18 protein-coding genes are annotated in these 18,422 nt (G+C 67.3%); 7 read left to right on the top strand and 11 right to left on the bottom strand.

Annotated elements, in window-relative coordinates:
• Positions 1 to 376 precede the first annotated feature (376 nt).
• Positions 377 to 1,591, bottom strand: a complete 1,215-nt coding sequence (locus tag NA8_RS16620) for an MFS transporter (protein WP_174550092.1) — start codon at positions 1,589 to 1,591, stop codon at positions 377 to 379.
• Between the two features lie 114 nt (positions 1,592 to 1,705).
• The gene (locus NA8_RS16625) at positions 1,706 to 2,491 is read right to left on the bottom strand and encodes an SDR family oxidoreductase (RefSeq protein ID WP_245663870.1); all 786 of its coding nucleotides are present in this window, start codon (positions 2,489 to 2,491) and stop codon (positions 1,706 to 1,708) included.
• A gap of 63 nt (positions 2,492 to 2,554) precedes the next feature.
• On the opposite strand from NA8_RS16625, the gene NA8_RS16630 reads away from it, so the two are divergent.
• Positions 2,555 to 3,520, top strand: coding sequence for a helix-turn-helix transcriptional regulator (locus tag NA8_RS16630; RefSeq protein WP_063051296.1), 966 nt, complete (start codon positions 2,555 to 2,557; stop codon positions 3,518 to 3,520).
• Between the two features lie 232 nt (positions 3,521 to 3,752).
• Here the strand turns inward: NA8_RS16630 and NA8_RS16635 are convergent, their stop codons facing one another.
• Complete coding sequence (locus NA8_RS16635; protein WP_063051297.1) at positions 3,753 to 4,733, bottom strand: alpha/beta fold hydrolase; 981 nt, start codon at positions 4,731 to 4,733, stop codon at positions 3,753 to 3,755.
• Between the two features lie 110 nt (positions 4,734 to 4,843).
• On the opposite strand from NA8_RS16635, the gene NA8_RS16640 reads away from it, so the two are divergent.
• Both NA8_RS16640 and NA8_RS16645 read left to right on the top strand, forming a co-directional pair.
• On the top strand, positions 4,844 to 5,926 hold the full coding sequence (locus NA8_RS16640) for a glycosyltransferase family 4 protein (RefSeq protein WP_245663877.1): 1,083 nt from the start codon (positions 4,844 to 4,846) through the stop codon (positions 5,924 to 5,926).
• Positions 5,923 to 6,837 (top strand): hypothetical protein, encoded by a 915-nt coding sequence (locus tag NA8_RS16645; RefSeq protein WP_063051299.1) that lies wholly within the window; start codon positions 5,923 to 5,925, stop codon positions 6,835 to 6,837. Before NA8_RS16640 ends, NA8_RS16645 begins: the two co-directional genes overlap by 4 nt.
• On the opposite strand, the gene NA8_RS16650 is transcribed toward NA8_RS16645, so the two are convergent.
• From NA8_RS16650 to NA8_RS16660, 3 genes are read right to left on the bottom strand one after another with little or no spacing between them, the layout of a single operon-like run.
• On the bottom strand, positions 6,767 to 8,308 hold the full coding sequence (locus tag NA8_RS16650) for a CocE/NonD family hydrolase (RefSeq protein WP_218019469.1): 1,542 nt from the start codon (positions 8,306 to 8,308) through the stop codon (positions 6,767 to 6,769). The genes NA8_RS16645 and NA8_RS16650 overlap by 71 nt on opposite strands.
• The gene (locus NA8_RS16655; RefSeq protein ID WP_218019470.1) at positions 8,289 to 9,017 is read right to left on the bottom strand and encodes a PIG-L deacetylase family protein; all 729 of its coding nucleotides are present in this window, start codon (positions 9,015 to 9,017) and stop codon (positions 8,289 to 8,291) included. The genes NA8_RS16650 and NA8_RS16655 overlap by 20 nt, the downstream gene beginning before the upstream one ends.
• A gap of 53 nt (positions 9,018 to 9,070) precedes the next feature.
• Positions 9,071 to 9,784: a lysophospholipid acyltransferase family protein gene (locus tag NA8_RS16660; protein WP_063051302.1), complete on the bottom strand. Its 714-nt coding sequence runs from the start codon at positions 9,782 to 9,784 to the stop codon at positions 9,071 to 9,073.
• A gap of 88 nt (positions 9,785 to 9,872) precedes the next feature.
• Between NA8_RS16660 and NA8_RS33820 the strand changes: the two genes are divergently transcribed.
• Both NA8_RS33820 and NA8_RS35160 read left to right on the top strand, forming a co-directional pair.
• Entirely contained in the window at positions 9,873 to 10,097 is a 225-nt protein-coding gene (locus tag NA8_RS33820; protein WP_157106741.1) for a hypothetical protein, read from the top strand.
• Between the two features lie 203 nt (positions 10,098 to 10,300).
• A complete protein-coding gene (locus NA8_RS35160; RefSeq protein WP_245663872.1) occupies positions 10,301 to 10,495 on the top strand; it encodes a hypothetical protein in 195 nt (64 codons plus the stop codon).
• Between the two features lie 377 nt (positions 10,496 to 10,872).
• Here the strand turns inward: NA8_RS35160 and NA8_RS16670 are convergent, their stop codons facing one another.
• The gene (locus tag NA8_RS16670; RefSeq protein WP_063051304.1) at positions 10,873 to 12,252 is read right to left on the bottom strand and encodes a DEAD/DEAH box helicase; all 1,380 of its coding nucleotides are present in this window, start codon (positions 12,250 to 12,252) and stop codon (positions 10,873 to 10,875) included.
• Between the two features lie 400 nt (positions 12,253 to 12,652).
• On the opposite strand from NA8_RS16670, the gene NA8_RS16675 reads away from it, so the two are divergent.
• The gene (locus NA8_RS16675) at positions 12,653 to 13,210 is read left to right on the top strand and encodes a TetR/AcrR family transcriptional regulator (protein WP_169810515.1); all 558 of its coding nucleotides are present in this window, start codon (positions 12,653 to 12,655) and stop codon (positions 13,208 to 13,210) included.
• A gap of 65 nt (positions 13,211 to 13,275) precedes the next feature.
• On the top strand, positions 13,276 to 14,166 hold the full coding sequence (locus NA8_RS16680; RefSeq protein WP_063051306.1) for an alpha/beta hydrolase: 891 nt from the start codon (positions 13,276 to 13,278) through the stop codon (positions 14,164 to 14,166).
• Positions 14,167 to 14,289: 123 nt separating this feature from the next.
• Here NA8_RS16680 and NA8_RS16685 read toward each other — a convergent pair whose 3' ends face one another.
• The 4 genes from NA8_RS16685 to NA8_RS16700 are packed head-to-tail and all read right to left on the bottom strand — an operon-like array spanning position 14,290 to position 18,318.
• The gene (locus NA8_RS16685; protein WP_063051307.1) at positions 14,290 to 14,547 is read right to left on the bottom strand and encodes an HPr family phosphocarrier protein; all 258 of its coding nucleotides are present in this window, start codon (positions 14,545 to 14,547) and stop codon (positions 14,290 to 14,292) included.
• 20 nt (positions 14,548 to 14,567) lie between these two features.
• The gene (locus NA8_RS16690) at positions 14,568 to 16,592 is read right to left on the bottom strand and encodes a PTS fructose transporter subunit IIABC (RefSeq protein WP_245663873.1); all 2,025 of its coding nucleotides are present in this window, start codon (positions 16,590 to 16,592) and stop codon (positions 14,568 to 14,570) included.
• An 11-nt stretch (positions 16,593 to 16,603) separates the two neighbouring features.
• Positions 16,604 to 17,554 carry a 1-phosphofructokinase gene (gene pfkB / locus NA8_RS16695; RefSeq protein WP_063051309.1) on the bottom strand — a complete coding sequence of 317 codons (951 nt, stop codon included), beginning with the start codon at positions 17,552 to 17,554 and terminating at the stop codon, positions 16,604 to 16,606.
• Positions 17,551 to 18,318, bottom strand: a complete 768-nt coding sequence (locus NA8_RS16700) for a DeoR/GlpR family DNA-binding transcription regulator (protein WP_063051310.1) — start codon at positions 18,316 to 18,318, stop codon at positions 17,551 to 17,553. The genes pfkB and NA8_RS16700 overlap by 4 nt, the downstream gene beginning before the upstream one ends.
• Positions 18,319 to 18,422: the final 104 nt, after the last annotated feature.

The following is an 18,422-nucleotide window of genomic DNA, read 5'->3' on the forward strand; positions in this document are numbered from 1 at the left end:
GTGCCTTGGACTGCGTTCTGCGTGCTGCTCACCTCACGACCTCTGCCTTTCCGGCTGAGTGGTCGTGCCGACTATAAGAGACGTCAACGACCCGAAAGGATTCACTGTGGCTTTCCGCTGTCTGCTGCCATGAGGAAGCAATCCGGCGCAGACAGTGATCATTCCGCCGGGACATACTGACCGGTGCTCGAAACCGATTGAATTGCCTGGCAGGGTGTTTCGTCGTTGATTCGTAGCATTCGGACGGCTGCCGGGCCACTGTGTAGGCGAAGGGCAACTCCGGCAACCTTATCGCGGCCCTGCCACCCGACGAGCGTCGGACCCGGACCATCTCTAGGTGGGTGTGGGTCGGCGCCTAACTCTCGGTCATGAATAGTCACTTCGGTCCGGGTGGCGGGATGCTCGCGGTGGACAGAACGGCGGCTGCGGCGGCGAGGGCGGCCAGGAGCAGGAAGGTAGTGGCGTAGCCGAAGAGGGATGCCAGGGCGGTGGCGGCGAACGGCGCCGAGGCCATGGTGATCATCAGCGGCGCCGCAAGCAGGCCGGTGAGGCGCCCGTAGTGCCCGGTTCCCCAGCGGTCGCTGACGGCGGTGGCTTGCAACAAGGTGAACACCCCGCGCGACATGCCGGCGGCGACCGCAGCCGGGATCAACGTCCACGCGGTGGTGAAGACCCCCAGCAGGCCGGTGGTCGCGGCGATGGCGAGCAGTATCACCACGGTGCGGGTTCGGATGCTGGTGCGCACGGCGAACGCGGAGTAACCGATACGGCTGGCGACCTGCCCGGCGCCGCCGAGCCCGAGCGCGACCGCCGCCAGGCCGTTGTCCAGACCGCGTTCGGTCAGCAGCGGAACCAGGGTGACCACCACCGCGAACGACGCGAACCCCGCTGCGCTCAACGCGACCGCCAGCGTCAGGAAGGAGCGGCTACGCGCGATCGGCCCCGGATCGGTGAGGTGCGCGTGCTCAGGTTCCGCGACCGGGCGGGGCGGCCACGGCAGCCGCAGCCCGAACCAGTGCCCCGGCACGGTCACCACGGCCAGAATTACCAGGAGCACCAAATACGTTGCCCGCCAATTCAACTGCATGGAGATCGCGGCGGTCAACGGGGCGAATACCGTCGAAGCCATGCCCGCAGCCAACGTGAGCACCGTGAGAGCACGAACCCGGTTGGGGCCGTGCCAGCGGGTCAGCGCGGCGAAGGCGGGGGGATACAGCACCGCTGCCATGGCGATCCCGATCAACAACCATCCGGCGAAGAACCACACCGGGTGCGATGCGGTCGCGACCAGGATCAGCGCAGGGATCGTCAGTATCGACCCCGCTGTCATCACTCCACGGGGACCGTGGCGGTCGATCCAGCGCCCAATCGGGATCCCAGCGAGGGCGGCCACGAGTTGTCCTGCGGAGAACGCGGCGGTCAGCGTGGTGGCCGACCAGCCGGTATCGGTGGTGATGTGCCCGAGCAGCACGGGGAAGGCGTAGAACAGAATTCCCCAGCTGGTGATCTCGGTGACGCACAGCACCACCAACACCCGGCGCAGCCCGGCCGAGGTGACCACTGGCTGTGGTGGGGCGGAAACAGCGTCCATCATGACGGCCGCCGCGGAAGGCCGACATTCGAATCCGCGAGTTTGTTCACGCGAGCCCCCGCAGAGCGCCGTCCACCTCAGCGGATCTAGGGATCGCGACTTTCGGATGGCCTGTCAAGTCAGTCCGCCGTCCGCACGGATGTTCTGGCCGGTGGCCCATCGGTTGTCCGGATGGACCAGCAGGGCCACGAGGTCTGCGATGTCGCTGGGTCGGCCGATGCGTCCGAGTGCTGTCATGGCTACGGCTCCCTCCACAGCGCCCGGTTGAGCGCTGGAACGGAGTAGGTCGGTGTCGGTCGGACCGAGAGAGATGGTATTGGCCGTGATGCCTCGGTGTCCGAATTCGCGTGAGGCGACGCGGGTGAGCTGTTCGACTGCCGCCTTGCTCGCCGCGTAGATCGCTTCCCCGGGGCTGGGCCAATGGGTGCCGACCGTGGAGAGGGTGAGGACCCGTCCACCGTCGCGCAGTCGCGGCGCTGCCTGCTGAAGGGTGAGGAACGTTCCGCGGGCGTTCACGGCCATCACACGATCCCACTCCTCGATGCCCGCCTCGGCCAGGGGCGCACTGGCGAACACACCGGCGTTCGCCACCAGGATGTCGAGACCGACACCGGCCTGCTGGAATACGGTGTCTGCGGCGGCGAACGCTGCGGTGACCTGGTCGGGGTCGCCGAGATCCAGCCGCACCGCTGCCGCGTGTCCGTCGCGTTCAGCGATCTCGGCAACCAATGTCTCGGCAGCTTCGGACCGCGTGTTGTAGGTGAACACCACAGTGGCACCCGAGGCTGCCAACCTGGCAGTGATGGCGCGACCGATACCGCGCGATCCTCCGGTGATCAGGGCGCCGCGACCGGCCAGTGACCGGGAGGAAGGGGCAGCGGGACTCATCGAAGTGGTCATGTCGGTAACAGTGGCATCTATCGCGGCACGAACCGCTCCTCGATAGATGAGAGGCTGATCGGCATGGTCGATACCAGTGTCCGGCTTTTGCGACTGCTCGGTTTGCTGCAGACCCGGCGTTGCTGGACCGGAGCCGAGTTGGCTACTCGTCTGGGCGTGAACACCCGCACGATCCGCGTCGATATCGCCCGGCTGCGTCGGCTGGACTATGAGATCGACGCCGCGCCCGGTGTGGCCGGCGGGTATCGACTCCGTGCCGGCGCCACGCTGCCGCCCCTTCAATTCGAGGACGAGGAGGCCGTGGCAGTCGCGGTGGCTCTACGCACCGCGGCGCGCGCGGGCGTGGTCGGTATCGGTGACGCCGCCGCCCGGGCGGCCGCCAAACTAGAACAACTGCTCCCGCCTCGGCTGCGTCACCGTCTGCACACGGTGCATTCGGCAACCGAACCAGTTCCCGATGGCGGAAACATGTTGGACGCCAGCGTGTTTCGTGCTATAGCCACGGCGATCGAGCGCACCGAGATACTCCGATTCGACTACTGCGATCGCCACGCGACGACCAGTTGTCGTCGAGTCGAACCACACCGGATGGTGCACAGCAGCGGGCGCTGGTACCTCGTCGGCTACGATCTCGATCGCCACGACTGGCGCAGCTATCGCGTCGATCGGATCGACCCGAAGACACCGACCGGGCCCGGCTTCACGATGAGAGAACTTCCCGGACCGGATCTGGCGACCTTCGTGACCCGCGGGCGGATGGCAGCACTGTGGAACTACACCGCACGAGTCACAGTTCACGCGCCCGCCGACATCGTCGCAGCCCGCATCCCCACCGGCATCTGGACCGTCGAACCGATCGATGCACACACCAGCGCGCTGGACGCCGGAGCTCGAAGTCCCCATCTGCTCGCGGCCTACCTCGCCGCAATGGACCTCGACTTCCACCTCGACACCGAGCAAGCACCGGAGCTTGCGGCCGCCGTCACCAGAATCGCCGCCCGCTACACAACAGCCACGCGCGAGACTTGAGAGACCGTTCGCGACCCGCTCACCAATGTCCATCCGCACGAGCGGACTGTCGGACCTCGGCCTCAGCATGCTGTTACCTGGGGCGTGTTCCCGCTCCTGTTCATCCAACAGATCGTCCCGCGTCCGAGGCCGAACTCGCCCTCGACCTGAGCGATGCGGCCGATGGCAGCCACCTCCCAATGGTTCTGTGGGGGCTGAAGGGGACCATCGACGACGGCGGCGACTTCCCTCTTCAGGACTGCGGGTCGCGCGTGGGAACAGCACCGCCTTCGGTGAGCAGTGGTCGCGGATCGGCATGCTCGCGATCGTCCTCGCCCGCTCGGCCGTTCACCTGTGCGCGCGGGACCGGCAGTGCGCTGATGAAGGCGCGCAGATGCCCATCGACGTCGGCTGGTTTGACAATCGAGCTGAGGTGACCGGCTTCGGCCACGATCACCAGTTCAGCACCGGGTATCCGGGCGGCGGCGCGCACCTTGTGTCGCAACGGGATCATGCGGTCTTCGGCCCCCGCGATGACTAGGACCCGTGCGCGCCCGAGAGCCGACGAACCAGCGCTGTGGTCACAGGTCGCGACATCGGCCAGCAAGGACAGCAACGTCATGGTTCGCAGGGAAGCGATCAGCCTGCGGGCCCGATGGAGCGAGACGAACGGCGTGCACCTGCTCGGCGCAGCCCGACGTCCGGCGAGTTCGGGGTGTCGGCGTTCGCTGGTGTCGGTGAGCAGGCGACGCAACGGAGGTATCGCCCACCACAGCATGCGCACCACCGGACCGACGGCGAAATCAGGTAGACGCAAGGCAATTGCACCCCACCTTCGGGGAACACAGTCCAGGAGTGCGACCCCGGCCACCAGGCGGCCGAACAACTCCGGACGCTGTTCGGCCAAGGCGGACACCGCCATCCCTCCGAGTGAGTGCGCGATGATCACTACCGGACGCTCGGATGCGATAGCGTCGATGACCGTTCCGATGTCACGCCCTAGCTGCGCGACCGTGGCCCGGCCGGTCGCCGGTTCGTCGGAGCGGCCGTGCCCACGGTGGTCGAACAGCACCATGCGGCCCAGGTCGGTGAGAGTCGCGCGCTGATGGCCCCAATAGATCAAGCCGGTATTGATACCGTTGACGAAGAGGAGGGTGTGCGGACCGGTCGGGTCTCCGTCGAGTTCGACATGCAGCCCGACGCCGTCCTCGGTGATGATCCGCATCTCATCCATGCCGAGGATTATGCGTCTAGTTCCGACATTGCTTGCACGCCAGAACTATTCTTCCGAAGGTTGTTGACATCCAGGGGGAACTTACTGTGGCGCAGGGGCCGTCGTTGATAGTGCATCTGACCGATGTTTTCGCGCCCCGCGTCGGGGGCATCGAGGTGCTGGTCGAGTCCCTGGCTCGCGCACAGGCCGCTGTCGGCGAAGAAGTTCACGTCATCACCGCGACCGTCGGCGGCAGCGACTCGGATCTGCCGTTCCGCGTCCACCGGCCACGCCGAATGACCGACGTGCGCGGCATACTTCGGCGACTGCGGCCCAGTGTCGTGCACATACACGTGAGTGTGGCGTCACCGCTGGCGCTGTACTCCGCGCATCACGCGCTTCGGTTGTGTATTCCGCTCGTCATCACGGTGCACAGCATGTGGGATCCCCCGGTCAGGGCCTGCTACGGCGTGATCGGGCGGCTGGCGGGCTGGCACGACAGCATGGTGTTCACGGCGGTGAGTACAGTCGTCGCCGACCAGGTCGGGCGCGCGTTGTCCAGTACCCCCGTTGTAGTGCCCAACGCGGTGGCAACTGATATGTGGAGGGCGCCGTCCGCGAGTGGCACCGATCTGCATGTCGTTTCGGTGGGCAGGCTGGTCACGCGCAGGCAACCGATGAAGCTGCTCGAGGTGCTGCGGCTGGCGCAGGGCCGGCTGGCCGGTGAGGTGCGCGTGCGCGCCACGATCGTCGGCTCGGGCCCGCGTCGCGGTGCGATGCTCCGCTATCTGCGCAGGCATGACATGGCCGAGTGGGTGCATTTGGTGGGTCCGCAGGATCATCGGGCCGTGCGCGAGATCTTGGCGTCGGCGGACGTGTACCTGAATGTCACACGTCGCGAGGCCTTCGGGTTGGCAACCTTGGAGGCTCGAACGGCCGGTGTTCCAGTAATCGCACGATCCGGCACCGGTGTCGCGGATTTCGTCGAGGACGGTCGCGAGGGTTTGCTGGGCCGCTCTACCGAGGACCTCGTCACCGCACTGGTATCGTTGGGCCGGCGGCGGACGTTGCGGGAACGAATCAGCGCCCATAATCGAGCCGTACCCCCCGCCGAATTCAGTTGGCCTGTCGTATTGGATCGGCTGCGTACCTGCTACGACGATGCCGCACGGCGCGTCGCGGCAGCGGCCCAGGGGGGTGACACGCTCGGATGATCTCGCCAGCACATGCCGCCCGCATCGGGTGGAGCAACGTCGAACATTTCCGAAAACGGTTCGTCAACACGACGATCAGCGGTTTCGCGCATGACCTCTCGCGGGCCGTACGGCTGTTGCACCGCGATCCGCCGACGCGCACTGTGCCTGCCCGCGCCGAGCGCGTGATCATCACGTTGTCGACTGTGCCGCACCGTGTGCAGTACCTGGGTCCGGTGCTGCGCAGCCTGCTCGACCAGACCGAACCCGCCGATCAAGTGGTACTTGCCTGGCCGCGGCACTCGCTACGCACGGGTGAGGCCTACCCGCAACCGCCGGCACTGCCATCGGGTGTGGAGGTGCTGCGGTGTACGGATCTGGGCCCAGCGACAAAACTGCTGCCCACGCTGCTGGCCGAGCCGGACGCCGTTATCGTGGTAGTCGACGATGACGCGATCTATCCGGACACGTTCGTCGCGGATCTGCTCGCGGCGCATCGTGTGGAGCCGAAAGCCGCTGTGGGAGTGCGGGGATCGTGTGTGCGGTTCGACCGCGACCCACGCTACTTCGGACACGTATACGGAACCGCGGTGTCGGAGGCCACCCCAGCCGATGTGCTGATGGGTATGTGGGGATATCTGATCCCGCCCCGAGCGCTGGACGACGATGTCCACGACTTCGACGGCTGGCCGCCGGAAATGCGATGGCAGGACGACGTGTGGATCTCCGGGCATCTGGCGCGCCGGGGTGTGCGGCGGTTGGTGATACCAGTTCGCGGGGTGCCGATCGAGGCGGCGGGCGCGTTCGTAGGCGCGCTGCACCACACCGTGAACAGGTCCGGCCGTAACGAGGCCGTCGCCCTCAGCATGTTCCGCGACCGGTGGGGGCCGTCGGCAGAATCACCGACGAAGGACCGCTCGGGTCGCGAATGAGCTCGTAAGCGGCCGGATCCGGCTGCCTCATATAGCGCGGAACTGCTGCTCCGCACACCTGCACGCGCAGTTGATGTCCGGTGGCGAACCGGTGCGCGATCGGCCACAACTCGACCCGGATGTCGTTCTCATCGGTGTGTGGCTCGACCCGCCGAACGCCTTCGCAGATGTTGAAAGATCGCCCATTGGGATGAACGTCGCACACGCGCACGACGACATCGCAAACACCACGCCCGCGCTGCGGGTGTGCGGTGGCTATGCGCAACCGAAGCTCGGCGACCACCGTTCCGATGATCTCGAGCGGTGCGCCGAGCGGGTCGCTGGTGTAGATCAGCAGGTCGGTCCGACTTTCGATCTGCCGACAGTCCTGTGGCCGCGAGAACCCGACGATCACGGGACCACGGGGAGCAGGCGTGGGATCCGCAGGGTCGTATCGGAAATGATCGCTTCCCGCCTGCTCAGCAGACATACGCGACAGCCGTCCGCACTCACGCAAGTGCCATCGCACGGGACTGGTTCCGGGTGGAGGCCAGGAAGCGTATTCGCGCCAGCGCCGGACCCCGGTGACGAACAGGCGAACGGGCCTGGGGGACGGATGATTCTCACCTCCACGCAGGTGGGTGCGAAACCACTGGCGGGCCTCACGATTCGCGACGACGAACTGGCGGAGGCTGTAATGCCCCCATGGTCCGATGGTGAGTCGCGGCGCACCACCAGCCGCACTCAATGCGGCATAGTCGCGGACGAGGCCCGGCAGGAAGATGTCGTACCAGCCGCCGACCAGATGCACCGGGGTTCCGGCGCACGCCGCGGGTGCGCGACCGTGGTCGAGAAGCTCCCGCAACGGGCTGCCCGCCCCGATGTCGGCGATCACGGCTTGATAGAAGGAGACCGTACGACCACCGGTCAGCACATCCAACTCCGCGGCCGGGCGGCCCGACGCGATCGCCCGGCGCGCCCGACGGGGCGCCCGCAGCGCGGTGCTGAAGCTGTGATTCGAACACCAGATCAGCACGGACTCCAGCGCAGTCGAACCGCCGGTGAAGATCGTGTCGGCCACCGATGAGGACGCGACATGAACCGAAATAGCACGCAATTCAGGAATATCGGCCGCAATGGCCCAGTGCGCGAACCCTATCGCGCTCATTCCATGCAACGCCAACCGTCCGTCGAACCACACCTGACCTCGAAGCCACTCGATCGTCGCCAACCCGTCGGCACGCTCGGTGCTCAGCGGTAACACATCCTCGGCCGAGCGGCCGCCCTGCACCACCACCTGAAATCCTGCGCGCGCGAAATACAATCCATAGATGACGCCGAGCGGTCGACGTCCCATAGGGGATCGCACCAGGATGGTCGGTCCGGGTGCACCCGACGCACGGTAGTACCGGTCGGCGAGCAGGCGTTCACCATCCGGCATCGCAACGGGCAGGTCTCTCTCTACGCGGAGGTCAAACATCGTGCTGGACAAACCATTCCGTGCCGCAGATCCGTCGAAACAGCGGCATCGGTAGCCGCCGCAACAAGCGCAGGGTGCGGACGCCGTCACCGCCACCCGACTGGCTGGCATGGGCCATCATGCTGGCGCGCTTGACGCTCGCATGGCGTCGCACGTCGACCCGGTGGGTGATGTCCGAGCTGGGGACAAAGCTCGTGCTGAACCGGTCCATCGCTACCCCCGCGGGCAACAGTCCGACAGCGTGTACCAAGCGCAATACCCTCAGTAACTGATCGCGATCGACTGTCGCCTCCAGCAACAACGGTGTGGCGGCCCGCCGCGCGGCCGCCGCGACCACCCGATGAACCTGCACGTGATCGGGGTGTCCGTAACCTCCGGATGCGTCATAGGAAGTGACCACCCCGGCCCGCTCCTCGATCAAGAGTGCGGCAAGCCGCTCGGCCGCCTGGGCGACAGGTACGCCGCAGAAGCCCCCTGGCACGTGACCGTCGAGTCCGGAATCGGCGTACCCGAGGAATTCCACCCGGTCGCATCCAAGGACTGCGGCTGATGCCAGTGCCTCCCCCTCGCGACGCGCTGCGAGCTGCGGACCTGGTGGCGAATCCGCAAGTCCCGCAGCGCCATCGGTCGCGAACACGACGACCGTGCGCCGTCCGGCCTCGCTGACCCTGCGCATCGTTCCCGCCGTCAACAGTGATTCGTCGTCGGGATGCGCGTGCACGAAGACCCACGGCGCATCCGGCGCGCCGAGCCACTCGACGGGGGTTTGGGATGTCACGCTTCGCGCCGATCCCGTGCGTCATTCTCCGCGGCGTCCAGGGCCACAGCCTCGGCAGGGGTGGGTGCGGACCCGCCGAGATGACGGGGTTGCCACCACTGTCCCGTCCCGGACTCGGGGTATTCCCGCTGTGCCCGGTCCAAAAGTTCCTTCATACGGTCACGCAACTGGATGGTGACGTAGGCCGGGTCGTCGTCAGTCGCGGGGAACATCGGCTCACCCACGATCACCGTGAGCGGCAGACCCCGCTGATCGAGTTCGCGGTGGTGCGTGGTCCACAGCCGCTGCGTGCCCCATACAGCCACCGGTACCAGCGGCACACCGCATCCCGCCGCCAACCGTGCTGCTCCCGTCCGCAACCGCTGGACGGTGAACGATCGTGCGATCGTCGCTTCCGGAAACACCCCGATGAGCTCCCCTGCGTCGAGCGCGGCGGTCGCGGCGCGGTATGCCTCGCGATCACCGCCGGAGCCCACTGCGATGTGCCGCATACTGCGCATCGCAGCGCCATATACACGATGGTCGAAATGCTCCCGCGTCGACAGGAACCTGGCCACCCGGCCCATCTTGTCCGCAGCAAGCGCGATAGCGAAGGGGTCCAAATACGACACGTGATTGCTGGCCACCACCGCACCTCCGACACGGGGCAGGTGTGATTCATCGACTATCCGAGTCCGCAGGCGCAATACGCGCTGACCGGCCTTCACCATGAAAACCGCAACAGGATAAACGATTCCATTCACAATCCGAATTTATCCGCTACGGATCGGCACCCAGCGTTCCGGGGTCATGCGATCGATGCTGCTGACCGGCTATCACCCTACGGACCGGCTCGACCTGCGGCGTCGGGTTGGCTCGCTGGCGGCGGTCTCCATCGGTAGCTTTGGGCGTCAGGCCGGGCGGTCGGCGAAGGTGATCGCGACGGCGTTGACCGCGGGTTTCCAGCGCCAAAACATCGTGCCTGATCAGCGCCGTTGTTCTGGTCCAACATCAACCCCTACGGTCGGTTCCGGCTCGATATGATCACCCGCCTGGACCGGTCCCGGGAACGAGTCGTGGGGTAGCTGGGCAGCGGGTGATCGACTCGGTGATCCGCCGGCTACTGCGCCTCTCCGCTGTCGGGGCAGGGCGCGGACCTGTCGCTGGTCGGCGCCTACACTCTCGCCGGTGAACTGGCCACTGCCGCAGGCGATGACACCATCGCTTTTGCTGCTTACGAGCAGCGGATGCGGCCCATGGTGGCGGCCTGTCAGAAGTTCGCCGAAGGCACCGGCGCCTGGTACGCCCCCGCCAATAGGGCCATGATCGGCTTCCGCAACCTCAATGTGCGCCTGCTGCCCTACCTGCCCTGGCGCGGACTCATCGGCGGCGCGCCGCAGAAGGTGGCGCGCACCATCGCGGCCGAGGACTACGCCGCCTGACCGTGCGTCCCCGAACGTGCGACTGCGCTGCGTTTCCGGCCACAGCTGTCCGCGTCTCACGCGTCACTTTCAACTCCGGCCTGTTCGACGTCGTCGCTGCGGACACACCCGAGGTCCGGAGTGATCGACACGGCCGTCGGCTACTCATCATCTGACGCCGAGGAAGGCGGGTTTCGGTTCAGTAGTGTGCCGGGAAGGTTACGCAATCGCACGGCAACCCATCAGGCGCGACTGCCTCGCACCCGATGGGTTGCCCGCCAGTACCGGCGTCATGAGCCACGTTCACCAGCATTCGATGCCCGGCAGTTCGCCGGCGATGCTCAGCGACCCAGCGATCTCGGATTGGACTTGCCTGGGGGAGTGACCGAAAACGGGCCTTATGCGGCCGTTCCGCGCGTGGAATGAGCGCGCGGCTTGGCGCGCGACCGACCTTGCGCCGCGCTGCCGTTGCGACGACCGCTGCCTTGGCGCGGTCCGCCACTGCCCCTGCGCGGTCCGCCACTGCTACGGTACGGTCCGCTGCTGCTGCGGCGGTCGTCTTCACGTGCCGCCCGCTCGCTGTAGGAGGGTGCGACGAATGGGGCAATCGTGCCGACGAGCTCGGCCACCACGGGCGAATCGGCGGTGACCCGTTGCGGTGTCACAGTGATCTTGGCCTTGCGCATGAGGTCGGCCAGGTCGCGTCGTTCGCCGGGCAGCACCAGGGTGATCACTTCACCGGAGTTGCCTGCCCGCGCGGTACGGCCCGAACGGTGCAGGTACGCCTTGTGTTCGGCGGGCGGATCAACGTGCACGACCAGCTCGACACCGTCGACGTGCACGCCGCGCGCGGCCACATCGGTCGCCACCAGCACCAGGGCATCACCGGCGGCGAAGACCGCGAGGTTGCGGTCGCGGGCGCCCTGCGAGAGGTTGCCGTGCAGATCGACGGCCGGAATTCCGGCCAGGGTCAGCTGCTTGGCCAGTTTGCGAGCCTGATGTTTGGTGCGCATGAACAGGATTCGCCGACCGGAGCCGGAGGCGAGCCGATGTACGACCTCGCGCTTGGCTTCGACGCTCGCGGTTTCGAAAACGTGATGGGTCATGGCGGCGACCGGGGAGTTCGCCTCATCGACGGAATGCAGTTTGGCATCCGGCAGGAAGCGGCTGACCAGCTTGTTGACGCCGTTATCCAGGGTGGCCGAGAACAGCAGGCGCTGACCGTCATTCGGGGTGGCCGCGAGAATGCGGGTCACGCCTGGCAGGAACCCGAGGTCGGCCATGTGGTCGGCCTCGTCGATCACGGTGACCTCGACGGCGTCCAGGGAGATCAGACGTTGGTTCATCAGATCCTCGAGCCGGCCGGGACAGGCGACGACAATGTCGACACCGGCGCGCAGCGCCCGGACCTGCCGGTTCTGCGGGACCCCACCGAAAATCGTGGTGACGGTCATGCGATAGGCCGCGGCGAGGGGTTCCAGCGCGGCCGTGATCTGGCTGGCCAATTCCCGAGTCGGCGCCAGCACCAGGCCGGTCGGGCGGCTCGGTGCGCGCCTACCGGCGAGACCGCCGCCGAGACGGTTGACCATCGGGATGGCGAAGGCGAGCGTCTTGCCGCTGCCGGTCCGGCCACGGCCCAGCACGTCGCGTCCGGCCAGCGAATCGGGCAGGGTGTCGGTCTGGATCGGAAAAGGTTCGGTGATCCCGGCGCGAGTCAACGCCTTCACCAGCGGTGCGCTCACGCCGAGCGCGGCAAAAGAGATGTCAGCAGAAGTCATAGGTGTTGCGGTGCCTTTCGGACATCAGGTGGTGCCCGAGCCGTCTGTGGACCTTCCGGGTCCGCGCCGGGGCACGAATGGCGAGATTGCCGATGGGCAAAATCGATCGCCGTAAGAAGAGCGGATGCGGCAAGCGCTGGTTGCGAAGCGAATGCGATCTACGACGCTTGGCGTGACATGTCACGCACTTGATCAACAATAGCCTGTGATGGGCGGTTCGTACGCATCGGGTGAGGTTTCTCGCCTCTGGCCAGGGCTGGGCCGCCAGTGTCATCTCCGCCAGAGGATGAATGGTCGCCACGCCACCGACCTGGTTCGCGGGCGTTATCGGCCGTCGTACGGTGGTCGGATGCTTGACGGTCAAGACTTGCCGAGTGTGGGGCGACCGCGGAACCGCGCGGTGGACAGGGCACTGCTCGACGCCGCTGCGCGGCTGATCGCACAGCGCGGGTATGGCGCGCTCACCCTGCAAGCGGTGGCCGAAGAGGCGGCGACTACGCGACCGGCGCTGTACCGGCGTTACGCGGACCGGGCCGAGTTGGTGGTCGCGGTCTTGATCGACCGCTACGGCGTACATCCCGGTTCGGAGGATCTGGGCGGTATCGAGGCGGAATTGTTCGCGATCCAGCGCCACCAGATGGAGTTGTTCACCGACGAAGTCTTGGGCAACGCATTGCCCGGCCTGCTCGACGACTTGTCGCGTAACGAGGCGCTCGCGGTCAGTTTCCATGAGCGATTTCTGCGGCCTCGCCGCAGATCCACCGCTTCCATCCTGGATCGGGCGGTGGCAAGGGGCGAGATAGCGCCGGGGACCGACCCGGAATGGATCTGCGATCTGATCACCGGGCCGATGATGATGCGTGCGCTGTTTCCGGCCGTCGGCCCCATCGATGAGCGTCTGGTACGGCTGACCGTGCGATCCGCGCTGGACGCCGTCGGATTCTCCAAGTGTGATTGACGCCACTCGGGCACGCCACTACCCTCGCATCATTACGTTCCATTCTGTAATGAAAGGGGTCCGCCGTGCGCGCCGACGTGGAGTTCACCAGTAAGGGTGTGACGTTGCGGGGGTGGCTGTACCGCCCGACAGAGACAGCGGCCGACGCACCGCTGGTGGTGATGACGCACGGTTTCGCGGGAGTGAAGGAGTGGGTCGCCCCCTTCGCCGAAGTGCTGGCCGACGCGGGCCTCGCATGCCTGGTCTACGACCATCCCGGGTTCGGAACCTCCGACGGCGAGCCTCGTTTCGAGGTGGATCCGGTGGCGCAGATCGACGGATACCGCGATGCGATCACCTTCGCGCAGCAGCTCGAAGGCGTGGATGCGGAACGAATCGGGGTATGGGGGACGAGCTACGCGGGCGCGCATGTGCTCGTGGTGGCGGCCACGGACCGCCGGGTCCGCGCCGTGGTGTCGCAGGTGCCCCTGACTCGAGGCTGGGCGACCTTCACGCGGTTGGTTCCCTCGGTGCAACTGCCCCTCGTGCACGAGGCGATCGCCGACGATCGGAAGCAGCGCTTCGCCGGCGCACCGAATGCCACGATCAAGGCGGCGTCGGACGATCCATCAGAACTGGTTGCCATGCCCGGCGCCGAGGTTTACCGGTGGCTCATGGACAACGGGCCTCGAGTTCCCACTTGGCGTAACGAAGTGACGGTCTCGAGTATCGATAAGTTCCAGTCCTACGCTCCCGAAGCCTTCATCCGCCGGGTGTCACCAACTCCGCTGCTGATGATCGTTGCGGCGAACGACACCCTCACACCGGCCGATCTGGCGTTGCAGAGCTACACCGAGGCGTTGGAACCCAAGCAGCTCGAACTGATCGAGGGGGGTCATTTCTCGGTGTACGAGGAACAGTTCGGCCAGGCATCGACCGCCGCGCGCGACTTCTTCGTTCGCCGCCTGCGCAAGTGACCCCACCCAGCAGTGGGTGATCGGCACGTGCCGCGGCCTGATCGCCGTCCGGGACCAGCGTCGGCGCCACTCGGCGTGTTCCCTGTCCCAGTATGTGCTGCTCGAAGAGCGATCGGGAGCCACTCAGGCGTCGAGGTCGGCGGCTACCAGTGCGGCGACCTTGTCCAGAGCTGCTTGGTCGTCGCTGCTGACCACGACCGGGGTGCCCTGTGTGGCGCCGAGAGTCATGATCATCAGCGCCGAGCCCGCGTCGACCGGATCGCCGCCGGCGAGCGAGAGGGTGACGGGAACGCCCGCGGCCTGGACAGCTTCGGCGATGATGTTGGCGGGACGGGCGTGCAGGCCGATGGACGAGCCGACTTCGACGGTTGTCTGCAGCATGGGAACTCCTTTTCGGGGGATTATCCAGCGGTGACGGTGGCGGGGGAGGACACGGCGGATCGCGTGCGGACCAGTTCTTTGGCGACCGTGACGCAGAGCGCGCCGACGAGCGTGCCTGCGGCGAGCGCGGTGAGGAACCACAGGATGTGGCCGACGGCGAAGAAGACGAAGATGCCGCCGTGCGGTGCGCTGAGCGTGGTTCCGGTGGCCATGATCAGCGCTCCGCTGACCGCGCCTCCCGCCATCATGGACGGGATGACGCGCAGCGGGTCGGCGGCCGCGAACGGAATGGCGCCCTCGGAGATGAACGACGCCCCCAGCAGCCAAGCCGCCTTGCCGTTCTCGCGTTCGGCGGTGGTGAACAGTCGGGGTCTGATCGTGGTGGCCAGCGCCATCGCCAGCGGCGGCACCATGCCCGCGGCCATCACCGCGGCCATGATGCGCAGTGACGCGGTATCGGTGACGGCCAGTCCGGCCACAGCGAAGGAATAGGCGGCCTTGTTGACCGGACCGCCGAGATCGAAGCACATCATCAAGCCGAGGATGACTCCCAGCGCGACGGCGGACGTGCCGGACAGCCCGTTGAGCCAGTTGGTGAGTCCGCTGGTCACCGCGGCGAGCGGCTTGCCGAGCAGAATGAACATGGCCGCGCCGACGATCAGCGACGCGAACAGCGGGATCACCACTACCGGCATCAGGCCCCTGGCCCACTGCGGGACAGCGAAGCGCGCGATCCATAGCGCCGCGAACCCGGCGATCAGTCCGCCGACCAGACCGCCGAGGAACCCGGCCCCGACGAACACTGCGACCGCTCCCGCGGTAAAACCCGGTGCGAGGCCGGGGCGGTCGGCGATGGCGAAGGCGATGTAGCCCGACAGCGCGGGCACGAGGAAACCGAATGCGAGCGAGCCGAGTTGGAACATCACCGCGCCGAGATAGGTGGCCAGACCGCCATCGGGCAACGCCGTCAACGAGTTGTCCAGCACGATGGCCTTGGCATTGTCGGCGATCTCGTAGCCTCCGAGCAGGAAGCCGAGCGCGATGAGCAGGCCACCCGCCGCGACGAACGGAATCATGTAGCTGACGCCGGTCAACAGAATCTGGCGCAGGCGGGTGCCCCAGCCGAGGGCTTCCGGTTTCCCGGTGGGAAAGGGCTTTTCGTCGGGCGCGCGTCCGGCGACGGTGTCGGCGCCGGGATCGTCCGCGGCGCGCAGAGCGTCGGCGATCATCGCATCCGGCTCGTTGATCGCCCGTTTGACCCCGGAAGCCACGACGGGCTTGCCCGCGAACCGGTCGCGCCCGCGCACGCCGACGTCGGTGGCGAAGACCACCGCGGCGGCGGCCGCAATGGCCGAGTCACCGAGGGGAGTGCTGCCGCTGGACCCCTGCGTTTCCACGTGCACGGTGACACCGGCGCGTTTACCTGCGGCGACGAGGGCATCGGCGGCCATGTAGGTGTGTGCGATCCCGGTCGGGCATGCGGTGACCGCGACGATGGTGCGCTCGGCGGCCGGTGCCTCGTGCCCGCGTGCCGTACCCGCAGTCGTGTTCGCCGCGGTGGTGCTGGTGCGCGGGGTTGTCGCGGTAGCCGGTGCGTCGAGCACACCCTCGACCAAGGCCACGATGTCGGCGGGCGTCGCCGCCGCGCGCAGCTGGCCGACGAACTCGGGCTTCACCAGCGCACGCGCCAGGCTGGACAGCAGTTTCATGTGCTCGGCCCCCGCGCCCTCCGGCGCGGCGATGAGGAAGACGAGGTCGGCGGGACCGTCGGGGGCTCCGAAATCGACTGGCGAGGCGAGCCGGGCGAACGCGAGGGTTGCTTCGGTGACGGTCGCGGCGCGGCAGTGCGGAATCGCGATCCCACCGGGAAGTCCGGTCGCGGACTGGGCTTCCCGGGCGAGCGCCGCGTCGCGCAGTGCCGCCGCCTGCTGCGCACGGCCGGTTTCGGCCAGGCGGTCGGCGAGTGCGGCGATCACCAGCTCCTTGGCGGCGCCGAGATCGGCGTCGAGGGTGATCAGATCCTCGGAGATGATCGAGTCGGCCACCATGGCCTCCTTCAGATGTTGTGCAGGGCGTCCAGTGCCGTGACGGAGACGGCGTCGAGATCGATGTCATGCGGCCCGGGTACGCCGGTGCCGGGAAGTGCTGCGGCAGCGCTGCCGTAGGCGACCGCGCGGCGCAACTGTTCGGCGGGCTCGGCGCCGTCCAGGTCGGCGAGCAGGTAACCGGCCAAGGCCGAATCCCCCGCACCGACCGTGCTGCGCGGTGTCACGCTCGGTGCGGGCGCGTACCAGGCGCCATCCGGGGTGACCAAGACGGCGCCCGCCTTGCCGAGCGTCGCGAGGACCGCCCCGACACCACGTTCGACCAGCGTCGCGGCGGCGTGCGCGGCGGCCACCGGATCCTCCAGATCGGCAGGGCCGGCGCCGGTGAGCTGACCGAGTTCCTCGGCGTTCGGTTTCAGCAGCCTCGGCGTTTGGGAATCAAAGGTGGCGGCGACCGCCCGCAGCGGCGCATCCGAGGCGTCGATCGCCACCGGAATGCCGCGCAACCGCCGGAGCAATGCGACGTACCAGTCGGCGGGCACTCCCGGCGGGAGCGAACCGGACAGCACCACCCAGGATGCGGCTCGGGCGAGGTCGTCGAGCGCTTCGGCCAGGGAAGCCGCGCAGGCAGTGGTCAGCGGAGGGCCGGGTTCGTTGATCTTCGTCGTGGTTCCGTCGGTTTCCGCGATCGTGAGATTGGTCCGCGCCGTCCCTGGCATCGGGACAGCCCGGTAGGCGATCCCCGCGTCGCTCAGCTGCCGCAAAAGCGGATCTTCGGTGTTTCCGGGGAGGACGGCCACGGTTGCGCGGCCCGCCGCGGCGACCACCCTCGACACATTGACGCCCTTACCGCCGGGATGCGAACTCACAGCGGCGGCGCGGTGCACGGCGCCCCGGTGCAACGCCTCGGTCAGGGTCACGGTGCGGTCGATGCTGGGATTCGCGGTCAGCGTGACGATCATGCCGTGACCACCTCGAGGCCGGACGCGCTGAGCTCGTTGCGCACCGAATCCGGCACGCCGGTGTCGGTGACCAGGGCGTCGACGTCCTCGATCTCGGCGAATCGCACCAGATCCTCGCGGCCGATCTTGGTGGAGTCGGCGACCACGACGACGCGGTGCGCGCTGGCCACCATGGCGCGCTTGATCGCGGCCTCGTCGATGTCGGGGGTGGACAGGCCGTGTGCGGTGGTGAGCGCGTTGGTTCCGAGGAAGCAGACGTCGACCCGCAGTTCAGCGAGCATGCGTTGGGTCTCCGGGCCGACGGCGGCCTGGGTGACGCCCCGGACGCGCCCGCCGAGCAGGTGCAACCGCACCGCGGCGTGCCCGCTGAGCCGGGCCGCGATCGGCACCGAGTTGGTGACCGCTACGAGCTCGCGGTCGGTCGGCAGCAGGGCGGCGATCCGCGCGGTGGTGGTGCCCGCGTCGAACAGGACGCTGCCGCCGGTGGGCGGCAGGAAGTCCAGAGCAGCCTTGGCGATGCGGTCCTTCTCCGCCGCGCGGGTGTGCTCGCGTTCGCCGGTGCCGAGTTCGATCGCGGTCAGCGCGGCGGCGGGCACCGCACCGCCGTGTACGCGTCTGATCAGGCCCATCCGGTCGAGGACCGCGAGATCACGCCGGACCGTCTCGGTCGTGACGCCGTATTGGTCCGACAGTTCGGTGACCGACACGCGCCCTCGTTGCCCGACCAGCGTCGCGATGGCCTGCTGCCGTTCCTCGGCGTACATCGGACCTCCCGCTTTGATGTTGGTTTATGTTGTTTTATATCTGACTGTGTTGCTTTGTCAAACCTTTGGCGTAGTCTGTATCACATCGATGGTCTGGCAGGTAT

It is taken from the genome of Nocardia arthritidis NBRC 100137, from assembly GCF_001612765.1.
GTDB classification, from domain to species: domain Bacteria; phylum Actinomycetota; class Actinomycetes; order Mycobacteriales; family Mycobacteriaceae; genus Nocardia; species Nocardia arthritidis.